Source organism: Xanthomonas sp. BRIP62411 (genome assembly GCF_003993525.1).
In the GTDB taxonomy this organism is placed as follows: domain Bacteria; phylum Pseudomonadota; class Gammaproteobacteria; order Xanthomonadales; family Xanthomonadaceae; genus Xanthomonas; species Xanthomonas euroxanthea.
This window is the reverse complement of the sequence record NZ_QEZI01000008.1, coordinates 578774-596908: the sequence shown is the minus strand read 5'-3', so window position 1 is coordinate 596908 and position 18135 is coordinate 578774. Positions and strand designations below refer to the sequence as shown.

Below are 18135 nucleotides of genomic sequence, written 5' to 3'. Positions count from 1 at the left end.
AGCGCAGTGCGCTTCCATCGTCATAGGTGAGGAACGATGATGGCTATCGATTCAAAAACGGTCGGTTCAACGGCAATCGGCGCAGCGGCGGTTCCGCGCAGGCGTTACCTGATCCTGCTGATGTTGTTCGTGGTGACCACGATCAACTATGCCGATCGCGCCACCCTGTCCATTGCCGGTTCCGCGGTCCAGGATGCACTGGGCATCGACGCGCTGCAGATGGGTTTCATCTTTTCCGCGTTCGGCTGGGCGTATGTGGCCGGGCAGATTCCCGGCGGCTGGTTGCTCGATCGCTTCGGCTCGCGCCGCGTGTACGGGCTGTCGCTGTTGATCTGGTCATTGTTCACCGCGCTGCAGGGCTTCATCGGCTGGGTGCCGATGGCCTGGGCGGTGACCACGCTATTCGTGCTGCGCTTTCTGGTGGGCATTGCCGAAGCACCCTCGTTTCCCGGCAACAGCCGCATCGTCGCGGCCTGGTTTCCCACCGCCGAGCGTGGCCTGGCCGCGTCCATCTTCAACTCCGCGCAGTACTTCGCCACGGTGGCGTTTGCGCCGCTGATGGGCTGGCTGGTGCATGCCTGGGGGTGGGAGCATGTCTTCCTGGTGATGGGCGGCGTGGGTGTGCTGCTGGCGTTGCTGTGGCGCAAGACCATCTATGCGCCACGCGAACACCCGCGCCTGTCTGCGCAGGAGCTGGACTACATCCAGCGCAATGGCGCGCTGGTGGACATGGAGCAGGGCAACAGGCCAGGCAGCCAGCCCAGGGGCGCGCAATGGCATTACGCCAAGCAACTGCTGCGCAACCGCATGCTGCTGGGGGTGTATATCGGCCAGTACTGCATCACCACGCTGACCTATTTCTTCCTGACCTGGTTCCCGGTGTACCTGGTGAAGGAACGCGGCATGTCGATCCTGGAAGCCGGCTTCGTGGCCTCGTTGCCGGCAGTGTGCGGCTTCGCCGGCGGCGTGCTCGGCGGTTATGTCTCCGACCGCATGGTGCGGCGTGGGTATTCGCTCACCGTCTCGCGCAAGACGCCGATCGTGGTCGGCATGCTGATGTCGGTGACGATGATCGGCTGCAACTATGTGCAGGCCGAATGGATGGTGGTGGGGCTGATGGCGCTGGCCTTCTTCGGCAAGGGCATCGGCGCTTTGGGCTGGGCGGTGGTCGCCGATACATCGCCCAAGGAAATCGCCGGCCTGTCCGGCGGCCTGTTCAACACCTTCGGCAACATCGCCGGCATCACCACGCCGATCGTCATCGGCTACATCGTCTCCACCACCGGCAGCTTCGAGTGGGCGCTGGTCTTTGTCGGGCTCAATGCCCTGCTGGCGGTGGTGTCCTATCTGGCCGTGGTTGGCGAGATCAAGCGCGTCGAATTGAAGGCGCCTCCGGGTGGCCCGGCCGCGCCTGTCACCGCACCGCGTTGATCGTCTTCGGAGACTTTTGATGACCATTCATACCTCAGCTGCAAACATCGGCACCACACCGCGCATCATCGACATCCGCGTGGTGCCGGTCGCCGGCCAGGACAGCATGCTGCTCAATCTCAGTGGCGCGCATGCGCCGTACTTCACCCGCAACGTGCTGGTGTTGCGCGATTCGTCCGGACGCACCGGCGTGGGCGAAGTGCCTGGCGGCGCTGCCATCGCCGGTTTGTTGAACGAGGCGGCTGCGCTGATCCGCAACCGCTCCATCGCCGACTACCAGCGCATCCTCAACCAGGTGCGCACCGCCTTTGCCGACCGCGACAGCGCCGGGCGTGGCCTGCAGACCTTCGATCTGCGCATCACCATCCATGCGGTGACCGCCATCGAGGCGGCGCTGCTGGATCTGCTGGGGCAGTTCCTGGACCAGCCGGTCGCCGCGCTGCTCGGCGAAGGCCAGCAGCGCGATGCGGTGGACGTGCTGGGCTATCTGTTCTTCATCGGCGACCGCCGCAAGACCGGCCTGAGTTACCGCGACGGCAGCGCTGCACGCAACGAGTGGGAAGCATTGCGCGACGAAGAAGCGTTGACGCCTGCGGCGGTGGTGCAGCTGGCCGAAGCGGCCTATGCGAAGTACGGCTTCCGCGATTTCAAGCTCAAGGGCGGCGTGCTGCGCGGCGAGGACGAGATCGAGGCGATCCACGCGTTGCACGCGCGCTTTCCGCAGGCGCGCATCACCCTCGATCCCAATGGGGCGTGGTCGCTGCAGCAGGCCATCGCGCTGTGCCGCGACATGCATGGCGTGCTGGCCTATGCCGAGGACCCCTGCGGTGCCGAGCAGGGCTATTCCGGCCGCGAGGTCATGGCCGAGTTCCGTCGTGCCACCGGCCTGCCCACCGCCACCAACATGATCGCCACCGACTGGCGCCAGATGGGCCATGCCATCCAGTTGCAGTCGGTGGACATCCCGCTGGCCGATCCGCATTTCTGGACCTTGCAGGGCTCGGTGCGGGTGGCGCAACTGTGCCGCGACTGGGGCCTGACCTGGGGCTCGCATTCCAACAACCACTTCGACATTTCACTGGCCATGTTCACCCATGTGGCCGCCGCCGCGCCCGGGCGCATCACCGCCATCGATACGCACTGGATCTGGCAGGACGGCCAGCGCCTCACCCGCGCTCCGTTGCAGATTGCCGGCGGCCAGATCCAGGTGCCGGCCAGGCCAGGGCTGGGCGTGAAGCTGGACATGGACGCGCTGGAGGCCGCGCATCGCACCTACCAGAGCCTGGGCCTGGGCGTGCGCGACGATGCGGCCGCCATGCAGGCGCTGATCCCCAACTGGACCTTCGACAACAAGCGGCCGTGCCTGGTGCGCTGAGGCGTCCCGATGCCTGCTGCCGGAGTGCCGGCCGCAGCGCATGGCGGCGCGTTCACCGCAGGTGGAGAACCGAGCAATGAAACGCATGATGGCAATCAGCGGCGCCGCGCTGCTGGCGGTCGGCGCGGCCGGGCGCGCGCGCGCGCAACACCCCGACGAGGGGTTCTGGCAGGGCGCCACCGCCGAGGTCACCGCGCTGAACTTCTACTACAACCGCGACTTCCGCAGTGGCGAAGGGCAGGGCAAGCGGGCCGAATGGGCGCAGGGCTTCGTGGTCGATGCCAGAAGCGGCTACACCCGCGGTCCGATCGGCGCGGGCCTGGACCTGCTGGGCATCGGCGATTTCAAGCTCGATGGCGTACGCGCCGAAGGCGGCACCGGCCTGCTGCCCAACGACGACGACGGCACCGCCCGGCATGCGCTGGTCCGGGTGGCGCCCACGCTCAAGCTGCGCGCCTCGCAGACCGAATTGAAATGGGGCAGCTTCATTCCCAACGAGCCGCTGGTGCGTGCCAGCATCACCCGCATCATGCCCGAGACGTTTCAGGGCGTGACGCTGGAATCCAAGGACATCCCGAAGCTCGACCTGCTGCTGGCCCGCTTTACCAGCGCCTGGTACCGCGACGGCGATTCGCGCGTGCCGATCACCCTGACCAACAAGAACCGCCGCTTCCTCGGTACCCCGGATTCGGATGCGTTCAATCTGGTGTCGGCCACCTACACGCTGGCCCCCGCTACCCAGCTGCGTTATCAAGGCGGGTTGATGGAGGACATCTACCGCCAGCAGCTCTACAACCTGATCCAGACCCACATGTTCGGCAAGGACCGCCTGCGCGTGGATCTGCGCTATTTCCGCACCGACGCTGTCGGCCGGTCGCGCGCCGGCCCGATCGACAACCGCATGTTCAGCAGCATGCTGTCCTGGCGCAGCGGCGGCCATGAATTCGGCGCCGGCTATCAGAAGCTGTCCGGGCCCAGCGCGATGCCCTGGCCGGGAGGTACCGATGGCAACGTCTTCAACTGGACCTTCATCAACGACTTTCTCGAACGCGGCGAGCGCAGCTGGCAGCTGCGCTACAGCATCGATGGCGACAGCATCGGCATCCCCGGCCTCAGCGTCATGGCGCGCTACATCAGCGGCGACGAGGCACGGCCGGCCACCTATGCCGGCGAAGGCCGCGAGTGGGCGCGCGACGTGCTGACCACCTATCAATTCCAGGGCGAGCGCTTCAAGCACCTCAGCATCATCTGGTTCAACGGCACCTTTCGCTCCAACTACCAGCGCAATGTCGATGAAAACCGGTTGATCCTGCAGTACCGGCGCCAGTTCGACAGCCCCGACCGCTAATGCACTCCACCCCCAATGCCCTGCAAGGTAGCCCCCTGATGTCCGCAACCCAGCACGCCATGCCCTGGCTCAGCATCCGCGCCCATGCGCGCGACAATGTCGCCATTGTCGTCAACGATGGCGGCGCGCCCGCCGGCGCCACCTTCGCCGACGGTCTCACCGCCATCGAGCATATTCCGCAGGGCCACAAGATCGCCCTGGTGGACCTGCGCAAAGGCGCGGCGGTGATCCGCCTGGGCGCGGTCATCGGTACTGCCAACGCCGACATCCTGCGCGGCGCATGGGTGAGCGAGCAGTTGCTGGACATGCCGCAGGCCCCCGAGCTGACCACGCTGGATCTGTCGCTGCATCCGGCGCCGGAGCCCGAGCCGCTGGAGGGCTACACCTTCCAGGGCTACCGTAATCGCGATGGCAGCGTGGGCACTCGCAACATCCTGGGCATCATGACCAGCGTGCAGTGCGTGGTCGGCGTGCTTGAGCATGCGGTCGAGCGCATCCGCGCCGAGGTGCTGCCCAGGTATCCACATGTCGACGATGTCGTGGCGGTCAATCACGTCTACGGCTGTGGCGTGGCGATCACCGCGCCGGAGGCCATCATTCCCATCCGCACGCTGCGCAATATTGCGCGCAGCCCCAACTTCGGCGGGCAGGCGCTGATCGTGGGCCTAGGTTGCGAGAAGCTCGCACCCGAGCGTCTGCTGCCCGACGACGTCACCGAGGACGACAGTGGCGTGTATCGCCTGCAGGAAGCCAGCCTGGGCTTTGCCGACATGGTGAGTTCGATCATGGCCATGGCCGAGGAACGGCTGCGCCATCTGGACCTGCGCCGCCGCGAAGCCGTGCCGGCCAGCGAACTGGTGGTGGGCATGCAATGCGGCGGCAGCGACGCGTTTTCCGGCGTCACCGCCAACCCAGGCCTGGGCGTGGCCGCCGACCTGCTGGTGCGTGCCGGCGCCACGGTGATGTTCTCGGAAAACACCGAAGTGCGCGATGGCATCCATCTACTGGTACCGCGCGCCGCCAATGCCGAGGTGGCCAAGGCGCTGGTACGCGAAATGGCCTGGTACGACGGCTATCTGGCACGCGGCCAGGCCGACCGCAGCGCCAATACCACGCCGGGCAACAAGAAGGGCGGGCTGGCCAACATTGTGGAGAAGGCGATGGGCTCGATCGCCAAGTCCGGCTCGTCGGCGATCAACGGCGTGGTGCCGCCCGGTGAGCGGGTCAAGGGGCGTGGATTGCAGTACTGCGCCACGCCCGCCAGCGATTTTGTCTGCGGCACGCTGCAGGTGGCCGCCGGCATGAACCTGCATGTGTTCACGACCGGGCGCGGCACCCCGTACGGCCTTGGCATGGTACCGGTGATCAAGGTCGCCACCCGCAGCGAGCTGGCGCAGCGCTGGTCCGACCTGATGGATATCGACGCTGGCGGCGTGGCCACCGGGGCCAAGACGCTGGAGCAACTGGGCTGGGAGCTGTTCCAGCGCTATCTGGAAGTGGCCAGCGGCCAGCGCACCTGGACCGAGCAGCATCGCCTGCACAATGACCTGGCCCTGTTCAACCCGGCGCCGATCACCTAGGGCGACTCCGTACCCTCACCCCAGCCCTCATGCCACGCCACGCCACGGTCCGGCCCGCGATGCGGGTGCTCGCGGGCGGGCGCGCCGGTGGCGTGCAATCCGTGCCTTCTCGCCCCGCGGCTTGGGGGCTTTCAAACCACCGGCTCGCGTCAGGCGCCGGTACCTGATTCACCAAGCCGGTCCTGCGCCTTCACCAGTCGCTCCCCTGCCGCATGCGCCGATACAATGCGCGCTTGTTTTCAGTGTTGACGGAGTTCCCATGTCCCAGATCATCCATACCGATCAGGCGCCTGCCGCCATCGGTCCGTATTCCCAGGCCGTGCGCGCCGGCAACACCGTGTATTTCTCCGGGCAGATCCCGCTGGACCCGGCCACCGGCGAGATCGTGCCCGGCGACATCGGCGCGCAGGCACGCCGCGCGTTCGACAACCTCAAGGCAGTTGCGGAGGCGGCCGGCGGCTCGCTCGACAGGATCGTGCGGCTGGGCCTGTACCTCACCGATCTGGGCCAGTTCGCCGCCGTCAATGCGGTGATGCAGGAGTATTTCCAGGCGCCGTTCCCCGCGCGTTCGACCATCGAGGTCTCCGGCCTGCCCAAGGGCGCCGGCTTCGAGGTCGATGCGGTGATGGTGCTCGACTGATCCAGCTCGGCTGACCCGAGCGCCCTGCCGTGCCGCGCGCAGCGACCCTCACCCCGCGCCTGGCCGTCGCAGGCCAGGCCTCGCTTGCCAGCCTGCCCGGCGTCGGCCCGAAAGTGGCCGAGAAATTTGCTGCGCGCGGCATCTTGACGCTGCAGGATCTGTGGCTGCATCTGCCCTTGCGCTACGAGGACCGCACGCGGCTGACCACGATCGCGCAGTTGCAGAGCGGTGTGCCGGCGCAGATCGAGGGGCGCGTGGACGCGGTGGAGCGCGGCTTCCGCTTTCGCCCGGTGCTGCGCGTGGCGGTCTCGGACGAGTCGCACGGCAGCGTGGTGCTGCGCTTCTTCCATTTCCGCGCCGCGCAGGTGGCGCAGTTCGCACCGGGCACGCGGTTGCGGGTGTTCGGCACGCCCAAGCCGGGACAGAACGGCTGGGAGATCGTGCATCCCAGCTACCGTGTGCTGGCACCTGGCGAGGATGCCGTGCTGGGTGACAGCCTGGACCCGGTCTATCCGGTCCTGGAAGGCGTGGGCCCGGCCACGCTGCGCAAGCTCATCGGCCAGGCGCTGGAGCGGTTGCCGGAAGAGGCCGCGCTGGAACTGCTGCCGCCGCACTGGTTGCAGGACCAACAACTGCCCTCGCTGCGCGCCGCGCTGCTGACCATGCATCGCCCGCCGGTGAACACCGACCCGCAGCAGTTGCTCGCCGGTGGGCATCCGGCCCAGCAGCGTCTGGCGATCGAAGAACTGCTGGCGCATCAGCTCAGCCTGCGCCGCCAGCGCATCGCCCTGCAGCGCTTCCGCGCGCCGCTGCTGCCGGGCAACGGCACCCTGGTGCAGCAACTGCGTGCGGCATTGCCGTTCCAGCTCACCGGCGCGCAGCAGCGCGTGTTCGCACAGATTGCCCGCGACCTGGCCAAGCCGTCGCCGATGCTGCGGCTGGTGCAGGGCGATGTCGGCAGCGGCAAGACCGTGGTTGCCGCATTGGCGGCGATGCTGGCGGTGGAGCAGGGCAAGCAGGTCGCACTGGCCGCGCCGACCGAGCTGCTGGCCGAGCAGCACCTCACCAATCTGCGTGGCTGGCTGGAACCGCTGGGCGTGCGCATCGTCTGGCTGGCCGGCAAGGTCACCGGCAAGGCGCGCGCCGCGGCGATGGCCGAGGTGGCCTCCGGCCAGGCGCAGGTGGTGGTCGGCACGCATGCCTTGATGCAGGACGCGGTGGTCTTCCACGATCTGGCGCTGGCCATCATCGACGAGCAGCACCGCTTCGGCGTGCATCAGCGCCTGGCCTTGCGCGACAAGGGCGCAGCTGCCGGCAGCGTGCCGCATCAGTTGGTGATGACCGCCACGCCGATTCCGCGCACCCTGGCGATGTCCACCTATGCGGACCTGGATGTTTCGGCGATCGACGAACTCCCGCCCGGGCGCACCCCGGTACAGACCATCGTGCTCAGTGCCGAGCGTCGGCCGGAGCTGGTCGAGCGCATCCGCGCCGCCTGCGCCGAAGGGCGTCAGGCCTACTGGGTCTGCACCCTGATCGAAGAAAGCGAGGAGCCTGGCAAGGGCGCGCCCAGCGGCCCGCCAAGGATCGAAGCGCAGGCGGCGGAGGTCACCTTCCAAGCCCTGTCCGCGCAATTGCCCGGGGTGCGTGTGGCACTGGTGCACGGGCGCATGAAAGCGGCCGAAAAACAGCAGGCCATGCTGGATTTCAAGCAGGGCCGTACCGATCTGCTGGTCGCCACCACGGTGATCGAGGTCGGCGTGGACGTGCCCAACGCCTCGCTGATGATCATCGAAAACGCCGAGCGCCTGGGCCTGGCGCAGTTGCACCAGTTGCGCGGCCGGGTCGGGCGCGGCGCGGCCGCGTCCAGTTGCGTGTTGCTGTATCAGGCGCCGCTATCGATGATGGCGCGGCAACGCCTGGAAACCATGCGCCAGACCAACGACGGCTTCGTGATCGCGGAAAAGGATCTGGAGCTGCGCGGCCCCGGCGAACTGCTCGGCACCCGCCAGACCGGCCTGGCCAGCTTCCGCATCGCCGATCTCACCCGCGATGCCGGGTTGCTGCCGCGCGTGCAGGTGCTTGCCGAGCGGCTGCTGGCCGACGCGCCGGAGATTGCCGACCGTGTGGTCGCGCGCTGGATCGGCAGCGCGGTGCGCTACGCCGCGGCTTGAGTGGCGGGGATTGGGGAATCGGGATTGGGGAATCGGGAATCGTAAAGCCAAGGCTGCTGCCGCCTTGGCGTCCCGGTGATTCGCGTGCCTCGCTGATCCTTGCGAAGATGCGGCGACGAATCCCGAATCTCCAATCCCATGACCAAAAAGATACCGCTGCTGATCGACACCGACCCGGGCGTGGACGACGCGCTGGCCTTGCTGATGGCCTTCAACGACCCCCGGCATGAGGTCGTTGGCCTGACCATCGCCGCCGGCAACGTCGGCCTGGAGCACACCGTGCGCAATGCCTTGAAGGTCTGCGAGATTGCCGGGCGTGAGGATGTGCCGGTCTACGCGGGCTGCCCGCAGCCGCTGCTGCATCCGTCGGTGGACGCGGCGCATGTGCATGGCATCGACGGTTTCGGCGATGTCGGCCTGTCGCCGGCCAGGCGTACTGCCGAGACCGAGCACGCCGCGCTGGCCATCCTGCGCCTGTCGCACGAATACGCCGGCGAGCTGCTGCTGGTGGCGCTCGGTCCGCTGACCAATCTGGCGCTGGCGCTGACGCTGGATCCGACCCTGCCGCAGCGGGTGGCGCGGCTGGTGGTGATGGGCGGGGCGCTGACCGGGCACGGCAACATCACCGCGGCGGCCGAATTCAACATCGGCTTCGACCCGGAAGCGGCGCATATCGTGTTCCGCGGCTTTCCACAGTTCGACGTGGCCGACTGGGAAGCCACCATCGCCCACGGCCTGCTGCATCGCGATGTCGAGCAATGGCTGGCGGCCGACTCGGCGCAGGCGCGGTTCTACGAGGAAATCTCGCGCAAGACCCGCCTGTGGTCCGAAGACAGCCGCGGCGAGTACTGGTACGCCGCCGATGCACTGGCGATGGCGTTCGCGCTGCACCCGGAAGGTGCCCAGCGGCTGGAGCAGCGTCCGGTCCATGTCGAGTTGACCGGTACGCATACCCGCGGGATGACCCTGGTGGACTGGAACCGGCAGGGTGGCGCGCCCGACAATGCCAACCTGCTGCTGGAGTACGACCGCCGGCAGTTCTACGGTCTGGTTGGGGCGGCGCTGGCGGCGGGTTAGGGTGATCTTGCGCCGGGCGTCTGGAGGCCGCTATAATGCCCGGCTTATCCAGGCAGCCCGGCGCCAAGTCCATGAAAGATAACGTTCATCCCAGCTACAACGACGTCGTCTTCCACGACGTGACGTCCGATTTCAAGATTCTGACCCGTTCCACCATGAGCTCGAAAGAGACCGTGAAGTGGGAAGACGGCCAGGAATACCCGCTGATCAAGGTGGATATCTCCTCGGCATCGCACCCGTTCTATACCGGCAAGCACAAGGTGATCGACACCGGCGGCCGGATCGACAAGTTCCAGAAGCGCTACGCGCGCTGAGCTTGCAGGACGGGCTGTACCGGCAGCGGCCGCGCATTGCGCGGCCGTTGTTTTTTGGGGCCTTGGCAACTTCGTTTTCACGCCTTCGGCAGGGGCGTCTACGACTTCTGTCCAAGCGACGGCCAAAATGCTGCTGTGCGATAATGACGTGATCCGGGGCGATGCCCTGGACTTCCATCACGTGCCTGCCCATCCGGTGACAGGCGCCTTCCACTGAAGGAGCGTACACAGTGTCCGATCTTGATCAGGTCACGCTCAACGCCGGCGACAAGTCGGTCGTTCTGCCGGTTCTCAAGCCCACGCTTGGCAATGATTGCGTCGATATCTCAAAGCTGACCAAAGAAACCGGTCTGTTCACCTACGACTCGGGCTTCACCGCCACCGCCAGCTGCAAGTCGGCCATCACCTACATCGATGGCGACAACGGCGTGTTGCTGTATCGCGGCTACCCGATCGAACAGTTGGCCGAGAAGTCCAGCTTCCTCGAAGTCTCGTACCTGCTGATGAACGGCGAGCTGCCGACCGCGGACGAGTTCAAGAAGTTCGACCACGAAGTGACGCATCACACGATGATGCACGAGTCGCTGAAGAACTTCCTCGGTGGCTTCCGTCATGACGCCCATCCGATGGCCATGCTGGCCGGTTCGGTCGCCTCGCTGTCGGCGTTCTATCACGACACCCTGGACCTCAACGATCCGGAACAGCGCCGTCAGGCCGCCATCCGCCTGATCGCCAAGGTGCCGACCCTGGCTGCTGCCGCGTACCGCTATTCGATCGGCTGGCCGATCCGCTACCCGCGCAACAACCTCAACTACGTCGACCGCTTCCTGCACATGATGTTCGAAGTGCCGAGCGAGCCGCTGGAGATCAATCCGGTGGTGGCCAAGGCGCTGGATCTGCTGTTCATCCTGCATGCCGATCACGAGCAGAACGCCTCGACCTCGACCGTGCGTCTGGTCGGTTCGACCGGTGCCAATCCGTACGCCTCGGTCGCAGCGGGCATCACCGCGCTGTGGGGCCCGGCACACGGCGGCGCCAACGAAGCCGTGCTGAAGATGCTGGAAGAGATCGGCACCGCCGACAATGTCGAGTCGGCCGTGGCCAAGGCCAAGGACAAGAATTCCTCGTTCCGTCTGATGGGCTTCGGTCACCGCGTCTACAAGAACTTCGACCCGCGCGCCAAGATCATCCGCGAGATGACCCACAAGGTGCTGGGCGAGCTGGGCGTCAACGATCCGCTGCTGGAAGTGGCGTTGAAGCTGGAAGAAGCCGCGCTGAAGGACGACTATTTCGTGCAGCGCAAGCTGTACCCGAACGTCGACTTCTATTCCGGCCTGATCTACAAGGCGCTGAATATTCCGGTGGAGATGTTCACCGTGATGTTCGCCATTGCACGCACCGCCGGCTGGGTGTCGCATTGGCTGGAGCAGCAGGTCGACCCGGAAATGAAGATCGGCCGTCCGCGCCAGATCTACACCGGCTACGACAAGCGCGATTACACCGACAGCGCCAAGCGCTAAACGCCTGCGGTTGTCTGCTTGAACGAACGCCCCGCATTGCGGGGCGTTTGCTTTTGCGGGTTGGCGTTGTGGTCAGTGGTCACGCGTCATGGCGCGCTGCGATCAGCGCGTGCGCGGCAGGGCGTCGCCACCGTCCTCTTCTGCCAACAGCTGACGCAGCTGGGCAGCCGAGGCGCGCTGCATCGGCTTTTCGTCCAGCTGCGACAATGGCGCCTGGCGCAGGGCGTCGTACGGCAGCACCGTCAGGTCGAAGGTCAGTTCTTCGGCACTGAACAACCAGACCGGAAACTCGCCAGTCCGCTCGCGGTCCAGGCGCAGCCGGCGCGTCCGCAATTCGGCAGGAATGCGGTGTTCTTCCAGAAACCGCTGCACGGCATCGGCATCGTCGCTGTGCAGCTGCAAGTGCACCGGCGCATTGGCGTCGGCCGTGCCATCGAGCACCGGGCCGGCCAGGCGCGGCTGGAACGGGCCGAGAAACTCCAGCGCGCGCAACGCCGCTTCGCGGCGCTGGCGCAAGCGCAGCCCGTGCGCCGGTCCGGCGAACAGGCGCTGGTGCTCGCGCAGGGCGTCTTCGATCTCGCGATTGCGCGGCAGCGATGCGTCGTCGTGGATGCCCAGCCGGCTGGCCGCCTTGAGCTTGGCCTGATGAAAATCGCGGATGCCGCCTTCGGCCATCAACCGGGCCGCCTCGTGCGCCAGGCGGTGGCGCCGTTCTCGGGTTCGCGTATCGGCGTGTTCGCGCGCGTGATGCATGACCGGGCTCCCCTCATGAACCTGGTTCGACTCTACAACAGCGGCATGACGGTGTGGCGAAGGTCACAGGGCGCAGGCCCGATGGACCGTGCTCGATGACCGCAAGCACGCGCTGGCATGCGTTGCACCATCGCTGCCGCTACGTGCCGAGCTCAGGGAATCGGCCGGCCTGCGCCGTTCCGATTCCCCATTCCCCATTCTCGATTCTCGATTCCCGAATCCCGAATCCCGAATCCCGGCACTCAGAAAATATCGAACGCCTTCTCGTCCTGCTGCTCCTGCAGGCCGTAGTCGTAATCCTGCAGGCGATCCAGGTCCTCGTTCTTCACCCATTCCACCGCGCCATTGATGGTGGCCTGGGTCATGCCGTCGGGCGGGTCGTTGGCGGCGATCGGCTTGTCTTTCAGGGCCACGCGCATGTACTCGATCCAGATCGGCAATGCGGCCTTGCCGCCGTATTCGCGATAGCCGAGCGAGCGGAAGTCGTCGCGGCCCACCCACACCGTGGTGGCATAGGGACCGCCGAAGCCGGAGAACCAGGCGTCACGGTGATCGTTGGTCGAGCCGGTCTTGCCGCCGACGTCCTCGCGCCCCAGTACCTTGGCCGCGGTGCCGGTGCCGCGCTGGACCACGTCGCGCATCATCGACACCAGCTGGTAGGCAGTGCGCTCGTCGATGGCGCGCGGCGCGATCTTGGTTTCGGCAGTGGCTGCCGGGGCGGTCTCCGCCGGCGTGGCCGTGGTCGGCTCGATCGACTTGGGCAGCGCCGGGGCGCCGAAGTTGAAACCGTCCACCACCTGGCTCACCGGTGCGACATTGCCGCCCTGCAACGCGCAGGTACGGCAGGCCACTGCCGGCACTTCCTTGAAGACGACATTGCCGTCGCGGTCCTTGACCTCGTCCACGATCCAGGTGTCCACGCGCGAGCCGCCGTTGGCGAACACCGCATAGCCACGCGCGACCGACAATGGCGTCAGCGACGCGGTACCCAGTGACATCGACAGGTTGGGCGGCAGCTCGGCCTCCTGGAAGCCGAACTGGCTGATGTATTTACGTGCGAAATCGACGCTGATCGCGTCCAGCAGGCGTACCGACACCAGGTTGCGCGATTGCACCAACGCCTCGCGCAGCCGCATCGGGCCGCGGAAGCCGCCGCCGTCGTTCTGCGGCGACCAGGTCTTGCCGCGGCGGTCGCGGAACACCACCGGGGCATCGAGCACGATCGAGGCGGGGTTGAAGCCCTTTTCGAACGCAGCCGCATACACGAACGGCTTGAAGCTGGAGCCCGGCTGACGGCGTGCCTGGGTGGCACGGTTGAACTTGTTGCCGGCGAAGCTGAAACCGCCGACCAGCGCGCGCAGCGCACCGCTGTTGGCATCCAGCGACACCAGCGCGGCCTGGCCGCGCGGCAATTGGTCGATGATCCATTCGCCGTCTTTTTCGCCGGCGCGGATGCGGGTCAGGTCGCCGCGCGTCAGCAACTTGGCCGGGGTCTTGTTGGTCCAGCGGCTGGCGCTGGCCGGCAGGGTCAGCTCGGTCTTGTCACTCTGCACGACGGTCACGCCGCCGTCGGCATTGGTGCGCGCCACGATCGCCGCGCGCAGGCCGCCCTGGGTGAACACGCCGGACAGATGCTTGGCCAGTGCCGCTGCATCCGCGTCGGCGGGGACATCGAAATGCTGTTCGACGCCATGCCAGCCATGCCGGTGGTCGTACAGGCGCAGGCCGTCGGCAACCGCTGCATCGGCGCCGGTCTGCAGCGTGGCATCGATGGTGGTGGTGACGTGGTAACCCTTGTTGAGTACATCGCCGCCGTACTTGGCGATCATTTCCTGGCGCACCAGCTCGGCCACGTACGGGGCGTAGACCTCGACCGGCGGCTCATGCGGCTTGGCGTGCATCGGCACCGCCTTGGCCGCATCGGCTTCGGCCTGGCTGACAAAGCCCAGGTCGGCCATGCGTTGCAGCACGTAGTAATCGCGACGTTCCTGGGCACGCTCCGGATTGCTGATCGGGTTGCCGCTGGACGGGAACTTGGGGATGCCGGCCAGCGAGGCCATCTCGTCCAGGCTCAGTTCGCTCATCTTCTTGCCGTAGTAGTACTCGGCCGCAGCACCCACGCCGTAGGCGCGGTTGCCGAAGAAGCTCTTGTTGAGATACAGCTCGAAGATCTCGTCCTTGCTCAGCTCACTTTCGATCTTGCGTGCCAGCAGGATCTCGGCCAGCTTGCGGGTGTAGCTGTACTCGGAACTGAGGAAGAACTGCCGCGCCACCTGCTGGGTGATGGTCGAACCACCCGGCACCCGCTTGGCGTCGGTGCTGGCCAGCAGCCACACCGCGCGGGCGATGCCCTTGTAATCCACGCCGCCGTGCTCGTAGAAGCGCGCATCCTCGGTCGCCAGGAAGGCCTGCTTCAGGCGCAGCGGCACGTCCTTCATCTGGATGGGATAGCGCCGGGTCTCGCCATAGACGGCCATCAGGCGGCCATCGCTGGAGTAGACATACATCGGCTCCTGCAGTTCGACCTGCTTGAGCGACTGCACGTCCGGCAGCTTGGAGGAAACGGCGTAATACAGGCCGCCGGCAGCAATAGCGCCAAGCAGGGCGAGCACCACGAACGCGGCCAGGATCCAGCCCAGCCAACGACGAATACGGGGCATGTTGAGAGAGATTCCGATTGCAGATTTCTTGGTCACAGAGTATAGATGACGCCGGGTTTGGCTGGGGCCGAACTCTGGGGATCGCAGCAGACAGCACTGGGGTCACGGTCGCGGGGCCATTGCCTCGCGCGTGAAGGGCTTGTCTACTGTTAAAATTTGATTATTAATACGAGGGCGCAGACTGCGTCCAAGTGCCCATCGGCAGGGGAGTTTCCGTGGGGCTTCTACCCAAGAGTCAGTCGCCACTTATTGGTGTCGATATCAGTTCCACTGCGGTCAAGCTCCTGCAGCTGTCGCGCAGCGGGAATCGTTTCCGCGTGGAACATTACGCCGTAGAGCCGTTGCCGCCGAATGCGGTCGTGGAAAAGAACATCGTCGAAGTCGAGGCGGTGGGCGAGGCCATCCGTCGCGCCATCAACCGTTCCGGCAGCAAGGCCAAGAATGCAGCAGCCGCGGTGGCCGGGTCGGCGGTGATCACCAAGCTGATCCCGATGCCGGCCGATCTGGACGACAGCGATCTGGAAGCGCAGGTCGAACTGGAAGCCACCAATTACATCCCGTACCCGATCGAGGAAGTGAATCTCGACTTCGAGGTGCTCGGCCCGATGCCCAACAGCCCGGACATGGTCCAGGTGCTGCTGGCGGCCTCGCGTTCGGAAAATGTGGAACTGCGCCAGTCCGCGCTGGAACTGGGTGGCCTGACCGCCAAGGTCATGGACGTGGAGGCCTTCGCGGTCGAGAACGCCTTCGCCCTGGTCGCCAGCGAGCTGCCGGTGGCTGCCGATGCAGTGGTGGCGCTGGTGGACATCGGCGCGACCATGACCACGTTGAGCGTGCTGCGCGCCGGTCGCAGCCTGTATAGCCGCGAGCAGGTCTTCGGCGGCAAGCAGCTCACCGACGAGGTGATGCGCCGGTACGGGCTGACCTACGAAGAAGCCGGCCTGGCCAAGCGTCAGGGCGGCTTGCCGGAAAGCTACGAGGTCGAAGTGCTGGAGCCGTTCAAGGAGGCGACGGTGCAGCAGATCAGCCGTTTGCTGCAGTTCTTCTACGCAGGCAGCGAATTCAATCGCGTCGACTGCATCGTGCTGGCCGGTGGTTGCGCGGCGCTGTCGCGCCTGCCGGAAATGGTGGAAGAGCAGCTCGGCGTGACCACCGTGGTCGCCAACCCGCTTGCGCAGATGACGCTGGGCCCGAAAGTCCAGGCCCATGCGCTGGCGCTGGATGCACCTGCATTGATGATTGCCACCGGCCTGGCCCTGAGGAGCTTTGACTGATGGCAAGAATCAATCTATTGCCCTGGCGCGCCGAGCGCCGGAAGGCGCGCGAGCGCGAGTTCTATTCGATGCTGGGCTTCGCCGCGCTGGGCGGAGTGCTGCTGTCTGCACTGATCTGGTTCTACTACGATGCGCAGATCAGCGGCCAGACCGAGCGCAATGCGTTCCTGACCACCGAAATCGACAAGGTCAAGGCGCAGAACGAAGAGATCAAGGAGCTCGACAAGAAAAAGGACCGTCTGCTCGCCCGCAAGAAGGTGATCGAGGAACTGCAGGCCAATCGCTCGCAGATGGTGCACCTGTTCGACTCGCTGGTGCGCACCATTCCCGATGGCGTGGCCTTGACCAACATCAAGCAGGACGGCGACATCCTCACCCTGGAAGGTCGCTCGCAGTCCAATGCGCGCGTCAGTGCCTACATGCGCAACCTGGAAGGCTCGGGCTGGATGACCAATCCGGACCTGTCGATCATCGAGGCCAAGAGCCAGGACAAGACCGGGCAGCCTGCCGCATCTGCGACGGACACCACGGCGCTGCCGTACGTATTCACGCTCAAGGTCAAGCTGGCCAACCCGAACGAGGCTGACAAGAACGGCACCGCACCGGTCGATGCGCAAGCGCCGGGCGCAATGCCGGCCGCAACGCCGGCCGGGACCGCGCCCGCGGGCGCGCCAGCGGCGGCACCTGCAGCGCCTGCGCCTGCCACGCCGCCGGCCGCTGCGCCTGTGCAGCCAGCGCCGGCGCCAGCCAATCGGCCGCAGGAGGGGGCGGCGTCATGAGTAAGAAAGCATTCAAGCTCAGCGATCTGGATTTCAACAACATCGGCGGCTGGCCGCAGCAGGCACGCATCGTGTTCTGCGTGGTGGTCGGCCTGTTCATCATGGTGCTGGCCTGGTTCCTGCTGATCAGCGGCAAGCGCGATGAACTCGAAAGCCTGGAAGGCACCGAAACACAGCTGCGCACCGAGTTCGAGACCCAGCAGGGCCGTGCGGTGAATCTGGAGCCGCTCAAGCAGCAGCTCGCGCAGATGGAGCAGGTGCTGCAGCAGATGCTGCGCCAGCTGCCCAGCAAGACCGAAATGCCGGATTTGATCATCGACATCTCGCAGACCGCGTTGTCCAGCGGCCTGTCCAACGAGTTGTTCCAGCCGGGCCCGGAGTCGCCGAAGGAGTTCTACGCCGAAAAGCCGATCGCCTTGCGCATGGTGGGCAGTTACCACCAGTTCGGTGCCTTCGTCAGCGGCGTGGCGTCGCTGCCGCGCGTGGTGATCCTGACCATGCACGACATCAACCTCAAGCCGAAGGATCCCAAGGCCGGCATCACGCCGCGCGGGGCGCTGGAACTGTCTGGCACGGTCAAGACCTATCGTTATCTGGACGATGAGGAAATGGCCGAGCAGGAGAAGGCGGCGGCCGACGCTGCGAAGAAGGGCGGCCAATGACCATGAGACTGCTCAAGATCCTGTCCTGCGTGGCGCTAATGGCTGTATTGCCGGCGTGTACGCGCGGTGTGACCAGCACCCCGGGCGATGCGCCGAATCTGGAAGCCTGGGTTGCCGAGGTGCGCGCACGTCCGGCGCCGCCGTTGGAGCCATTGCCGGTGATGCAGCAGTTCGAGACGTTCGAATATGCGGCGCAGTCGATGCGCGACCCGTTCAGCGATGCCTGGGTCAGTGCCGAAGGCGGCAATGGCACGCGTCCGGATCCGAACCGGCGCAAGGAGCCGCTGGAAGCCTATCCGCTCGACGCCCTCGACATGGTGGGGACCATTGGTGGCGGCGCGGGCCTGGTTGCCCTGGTCATGGCACCGGACAAGGTGACCTACCGGGTACGGCCGGGTGTGTATCTGGGACAGAGCGATGGCCGGGTCACCGGGGTCTACGAAGACCGCATCGAGCTGATTGAACTTGTGCCGGACGGTGCGGGTGGATGGCTTGAACGGCCGGCCGCGCTCGCGCTGGATGATCAATAAAGTGATAGGGGATAGCAC

15 protein-coding genes are annotated in these 18135 nt (G+C 66.0%); 13 read left to right on the top strand and 2 right to left on the bottom strand.

Annotated features, from left to right (window positions below):
- Positions 1-36 precede the first annotated feature (36 nt).
- The 9 genes from EO139_RS06835 (at position 37) to EO139_RS06795 (ending at position 11459) form a co-directional block, all read left to right on the top strand.
- The gene (locus tag EO139_RS06835) at positions 37-1431 is read left to right on the top strand and encodes an MFS transporter (protein WP_343136462.1); all 1395 of its coding nucleotides are present in this window, start codon (positions 37-39) and stop codon (positions 1429-1431) included.
- Between the two features lie 19 nt (positions 1432-1450).
- Complete coding sequence (gudD, locus tag EO139_RS06830) at positions 1451-2806, top strand: glucarate dehydratase (protein ID WP_126969866.1); 1356 nt, start codon at positions 1451-1453, stop codon at positions 2804-2806.
- Positions 2807-2882: 76 nt separating this feature from the next.
- Positions 2883-4154 carry an OprD family porin gene (locus EO139_RS06825; RefSeq protein WP_126969864.1) on the top strand — a complete coding sequence of 424 codons (1272 nt, stop codon included), beginning with the start codon at positions 2883-2885 and terminating at the stop codon, positions 4152-4154.
- Positions 4155-4192: 38 nt separating this feature from the next.
- Positions 4193-5734, top strand: coding sequence for a galactarate dehydratase (gene garD / locus EO139_RS06820; RefSeq protein WP_126969862.1), 1542 nt, complete (start codon positions 4193-4195; stop codon positions 5732-5734).
- 259 nt (positions 5735-5993) lie between these two features.
- Positions 5994-6374, top strand: a complete 381-nt coding sequence (locus EO139_RS06815) for a RidA family protein (RefSeq protein ID WP_042597620.1) — start codon at positions 5994-5996, stop codon at positions 6372-6374.
- A 29-nt stretch (positions 6375-6403) separates the two neighbouring features.
- Positions 6404-8548: an ATP-dependent DNA helicase RecG gene (gene recG / locus EO139_RS06810; protein WP_126969860.1), complete on the top strand. Its 2145-nt coding sequence runs from the start codon at positions 6404-6406 to the stop codon at positions 8546-8548.
- A gap of 138 nt (positions 8549-8686) precedes the next feature.
- Positions 8687-9625, top strand: a complete 939-nt coding sequence (locus tag EO139_RS06805) for a nucleoside hydrolase (RefSeq protein ID WP_126969858.1) — start codon at positions 8687-8689, stop codon at positions 9623-9625.
- A gap of 71 nt (positions 9626-9696) precedes the next feature.
- Positions 9697-9939: a type B 50S ribosomal protein L31 gene (locus EO139_RS06800; RefSeq protein WP_024938126.1), complete on the top strand. Its 243-nt coding sequence runs from the start codon at positions 9697-9699 to the stop codon at positions 9937-9939.
- A gap of 230 nt (positions 9940-10169) precedes the next feature.
- Positions 10170-11459, top strand: a complete 1290-nt coding sequence (locus EO139_RS06795) for a citrate synthase (protein WP_039409911.1) — start codon at positions 10170-10172, stop codon at positions 11457-11459.
- 102 nt (positions 11460-11561) lie between these two features.
- Here the strand turns inward: EO139_RS06795 and EO139_RS06790 are convergent, their stop codons facing one another.
- A complete protein-coding gene (locus EO139_RS06790) occupies positions 11562-12212 on the bottom strand; it encodes a hypothetical protein (protein WP_126969856.1) in 651 nt (216 codons plus the stop codon).
- A gap of 242 nt (positions 12213-12454) precedes the next feature.
- Positions 12455-14872 (bottom strand): penicillin-binding protein 1A, encoded by a 2418-nt coding sequence (locus EO139_RS06785; protein ID WP_126969854.1) that lies wholly within the window; start codon positions 14870-14872, stop codon positions 12455-12457.
- Between the two features lie 215 nt (positions 14873-15087).
- Here EO139_RS06785 and EO139_RS06780 point away from each other — a divergent pair, with 215 nt between their 5' ends.
- The 4 genes from EO139_RS06780 to EO139_RS06765 are packed head-to-tail and all read left to right on the top strand — an operon-like array spanning position 15088 to position 18117.
- Positions 15088-16146, top strand: a complete 1059-nt coding sequence (locus tag EO139_RS06780) for a pilus assembly protein PilM (protein WP_104584767.1) — start codon at positions 15088-15090, stop codon at positions 16144-16146.
- Complete coding sequence (locus EO139_RS06775; RefSeq protein ID WP_126969852.1) at positions 16146-16925, top strand: PilN domain-containing protein; 780 nt, start codon at positions 16146-16148, stop codon at positions 16923-16925. The genes EO139_RS06780 and EO139_RS06775 overlap by 1 nt, the downstream gene beginning before the upstream one ends.
- Positions 16922-17587, top strand: coding sequence for a type 4a pilus biogenesis protein PilO (locus EO139_RS06770; protein ID WP_104584775.1), 666 nt, complete (start codon positions 16922-16924; stop codon positions 17585-17587). The genes EO139_RS06775 and EO139_RS06770 overlap by 4 nt, the downstream gene beginning before the upstream one ends.
- Positions 17584-18117, top strand: coding sequence for a pilus assembly protein PilP (locus tag EO139_RS06765; protein ID WP_104584778.1), 534 nt, complete (start codon positions 17584-17586; stop codon positions 18115-18117). The genes EO139_RS06770 and EO139_RS06765 overlap by 4 nt, the downstream gene beginning before the upstream one ends.
- Positions 18118-18135 lie beyond the last annotated feature (18 nt).

Bases quoted from the DNA above. Each gene is read 5' to 3' on its own strand.
- EO139_RS06835 (WP_343136462.1), top strand. From the start codon at position 37: ATGATGGCTATCGATTCAAAAACGGTCGGTTCAACGGCAATCGGCGCA.
- gudD (WP_126969866.1), top strand. From the start codon at position 1,451: ATGACCATTCATACCTCAGCTGCAAACATCGGCACCACACCGCGCATC.
- EO139_RS06825 (WP_126969864.1), top strand. From the start codon at position 2,883: ATGAAACGCATGATGGCAATCAGCGGCGCCGCGCTGCTGGCGGTCGGC.
- garD (WP_126969862.1), top strand. From the start codon at position 4,193: ATGTCCGCAACCCAGCACGCCATGCCCTGGCTCAGCATCCGCGCCCAT.
- EO139_RS06815 (WP_042597620.1), top strand. From the start codon at position 5,994: ATGTCCCAGATCATCCATACCGATCAGGCGCCTGCCGCCATCGGTCCG.
- EO139_RS06805 (WP_126969858.1), top strand. From the start codon at position 8,687: ATGACCAAAAAGATACCGCTGCTGATCGACACCGACCCGGGCGTGGAC.
- EO139_RS06800 (WP_024938126.1), top strand. From the start codon at position 9,697: ATGAAAGATAACGTTCATCCCAGCTACAACGACGTCGTCTTCCACGAC.
- EO139_RS06790 (WP_126969856.1), bottom strand. From the start codon at position 12,212: ATGCATCACGCGCGCGAACACGCCGATACGCGAACCCGAGAACGGCGC.
- EO139_RS06785 (WP_126969854.1), bottom strand. From the start codon at position 14,872: ATGCCCCGTATTCGTCGTTGGCTGGGCTGGATCCTGGCCGCGTTCGTG.
- EO139_RS06775 (WP_126969852.1), top strand. From the start codon at position 16,146: ATGGCAAGAATCAATCTATTGCCCTGGCGCGCCGAGCGCCGGAAGGCG.
- EO139_RS06770 (WP_104584775.1), top strand. From the start codon at position 16,922: ATGAGTAAGAAAGCATTCAAGCTCAGCGATCTGGATTTCAACAACATC.
- EO139_RS06765 (WP_104584778.1), top strand. From the start codon at position 17,584: ATGACCATGAGACTGCTCAAGATCCTGTCCTGCGTGGCGCTAATGGCT.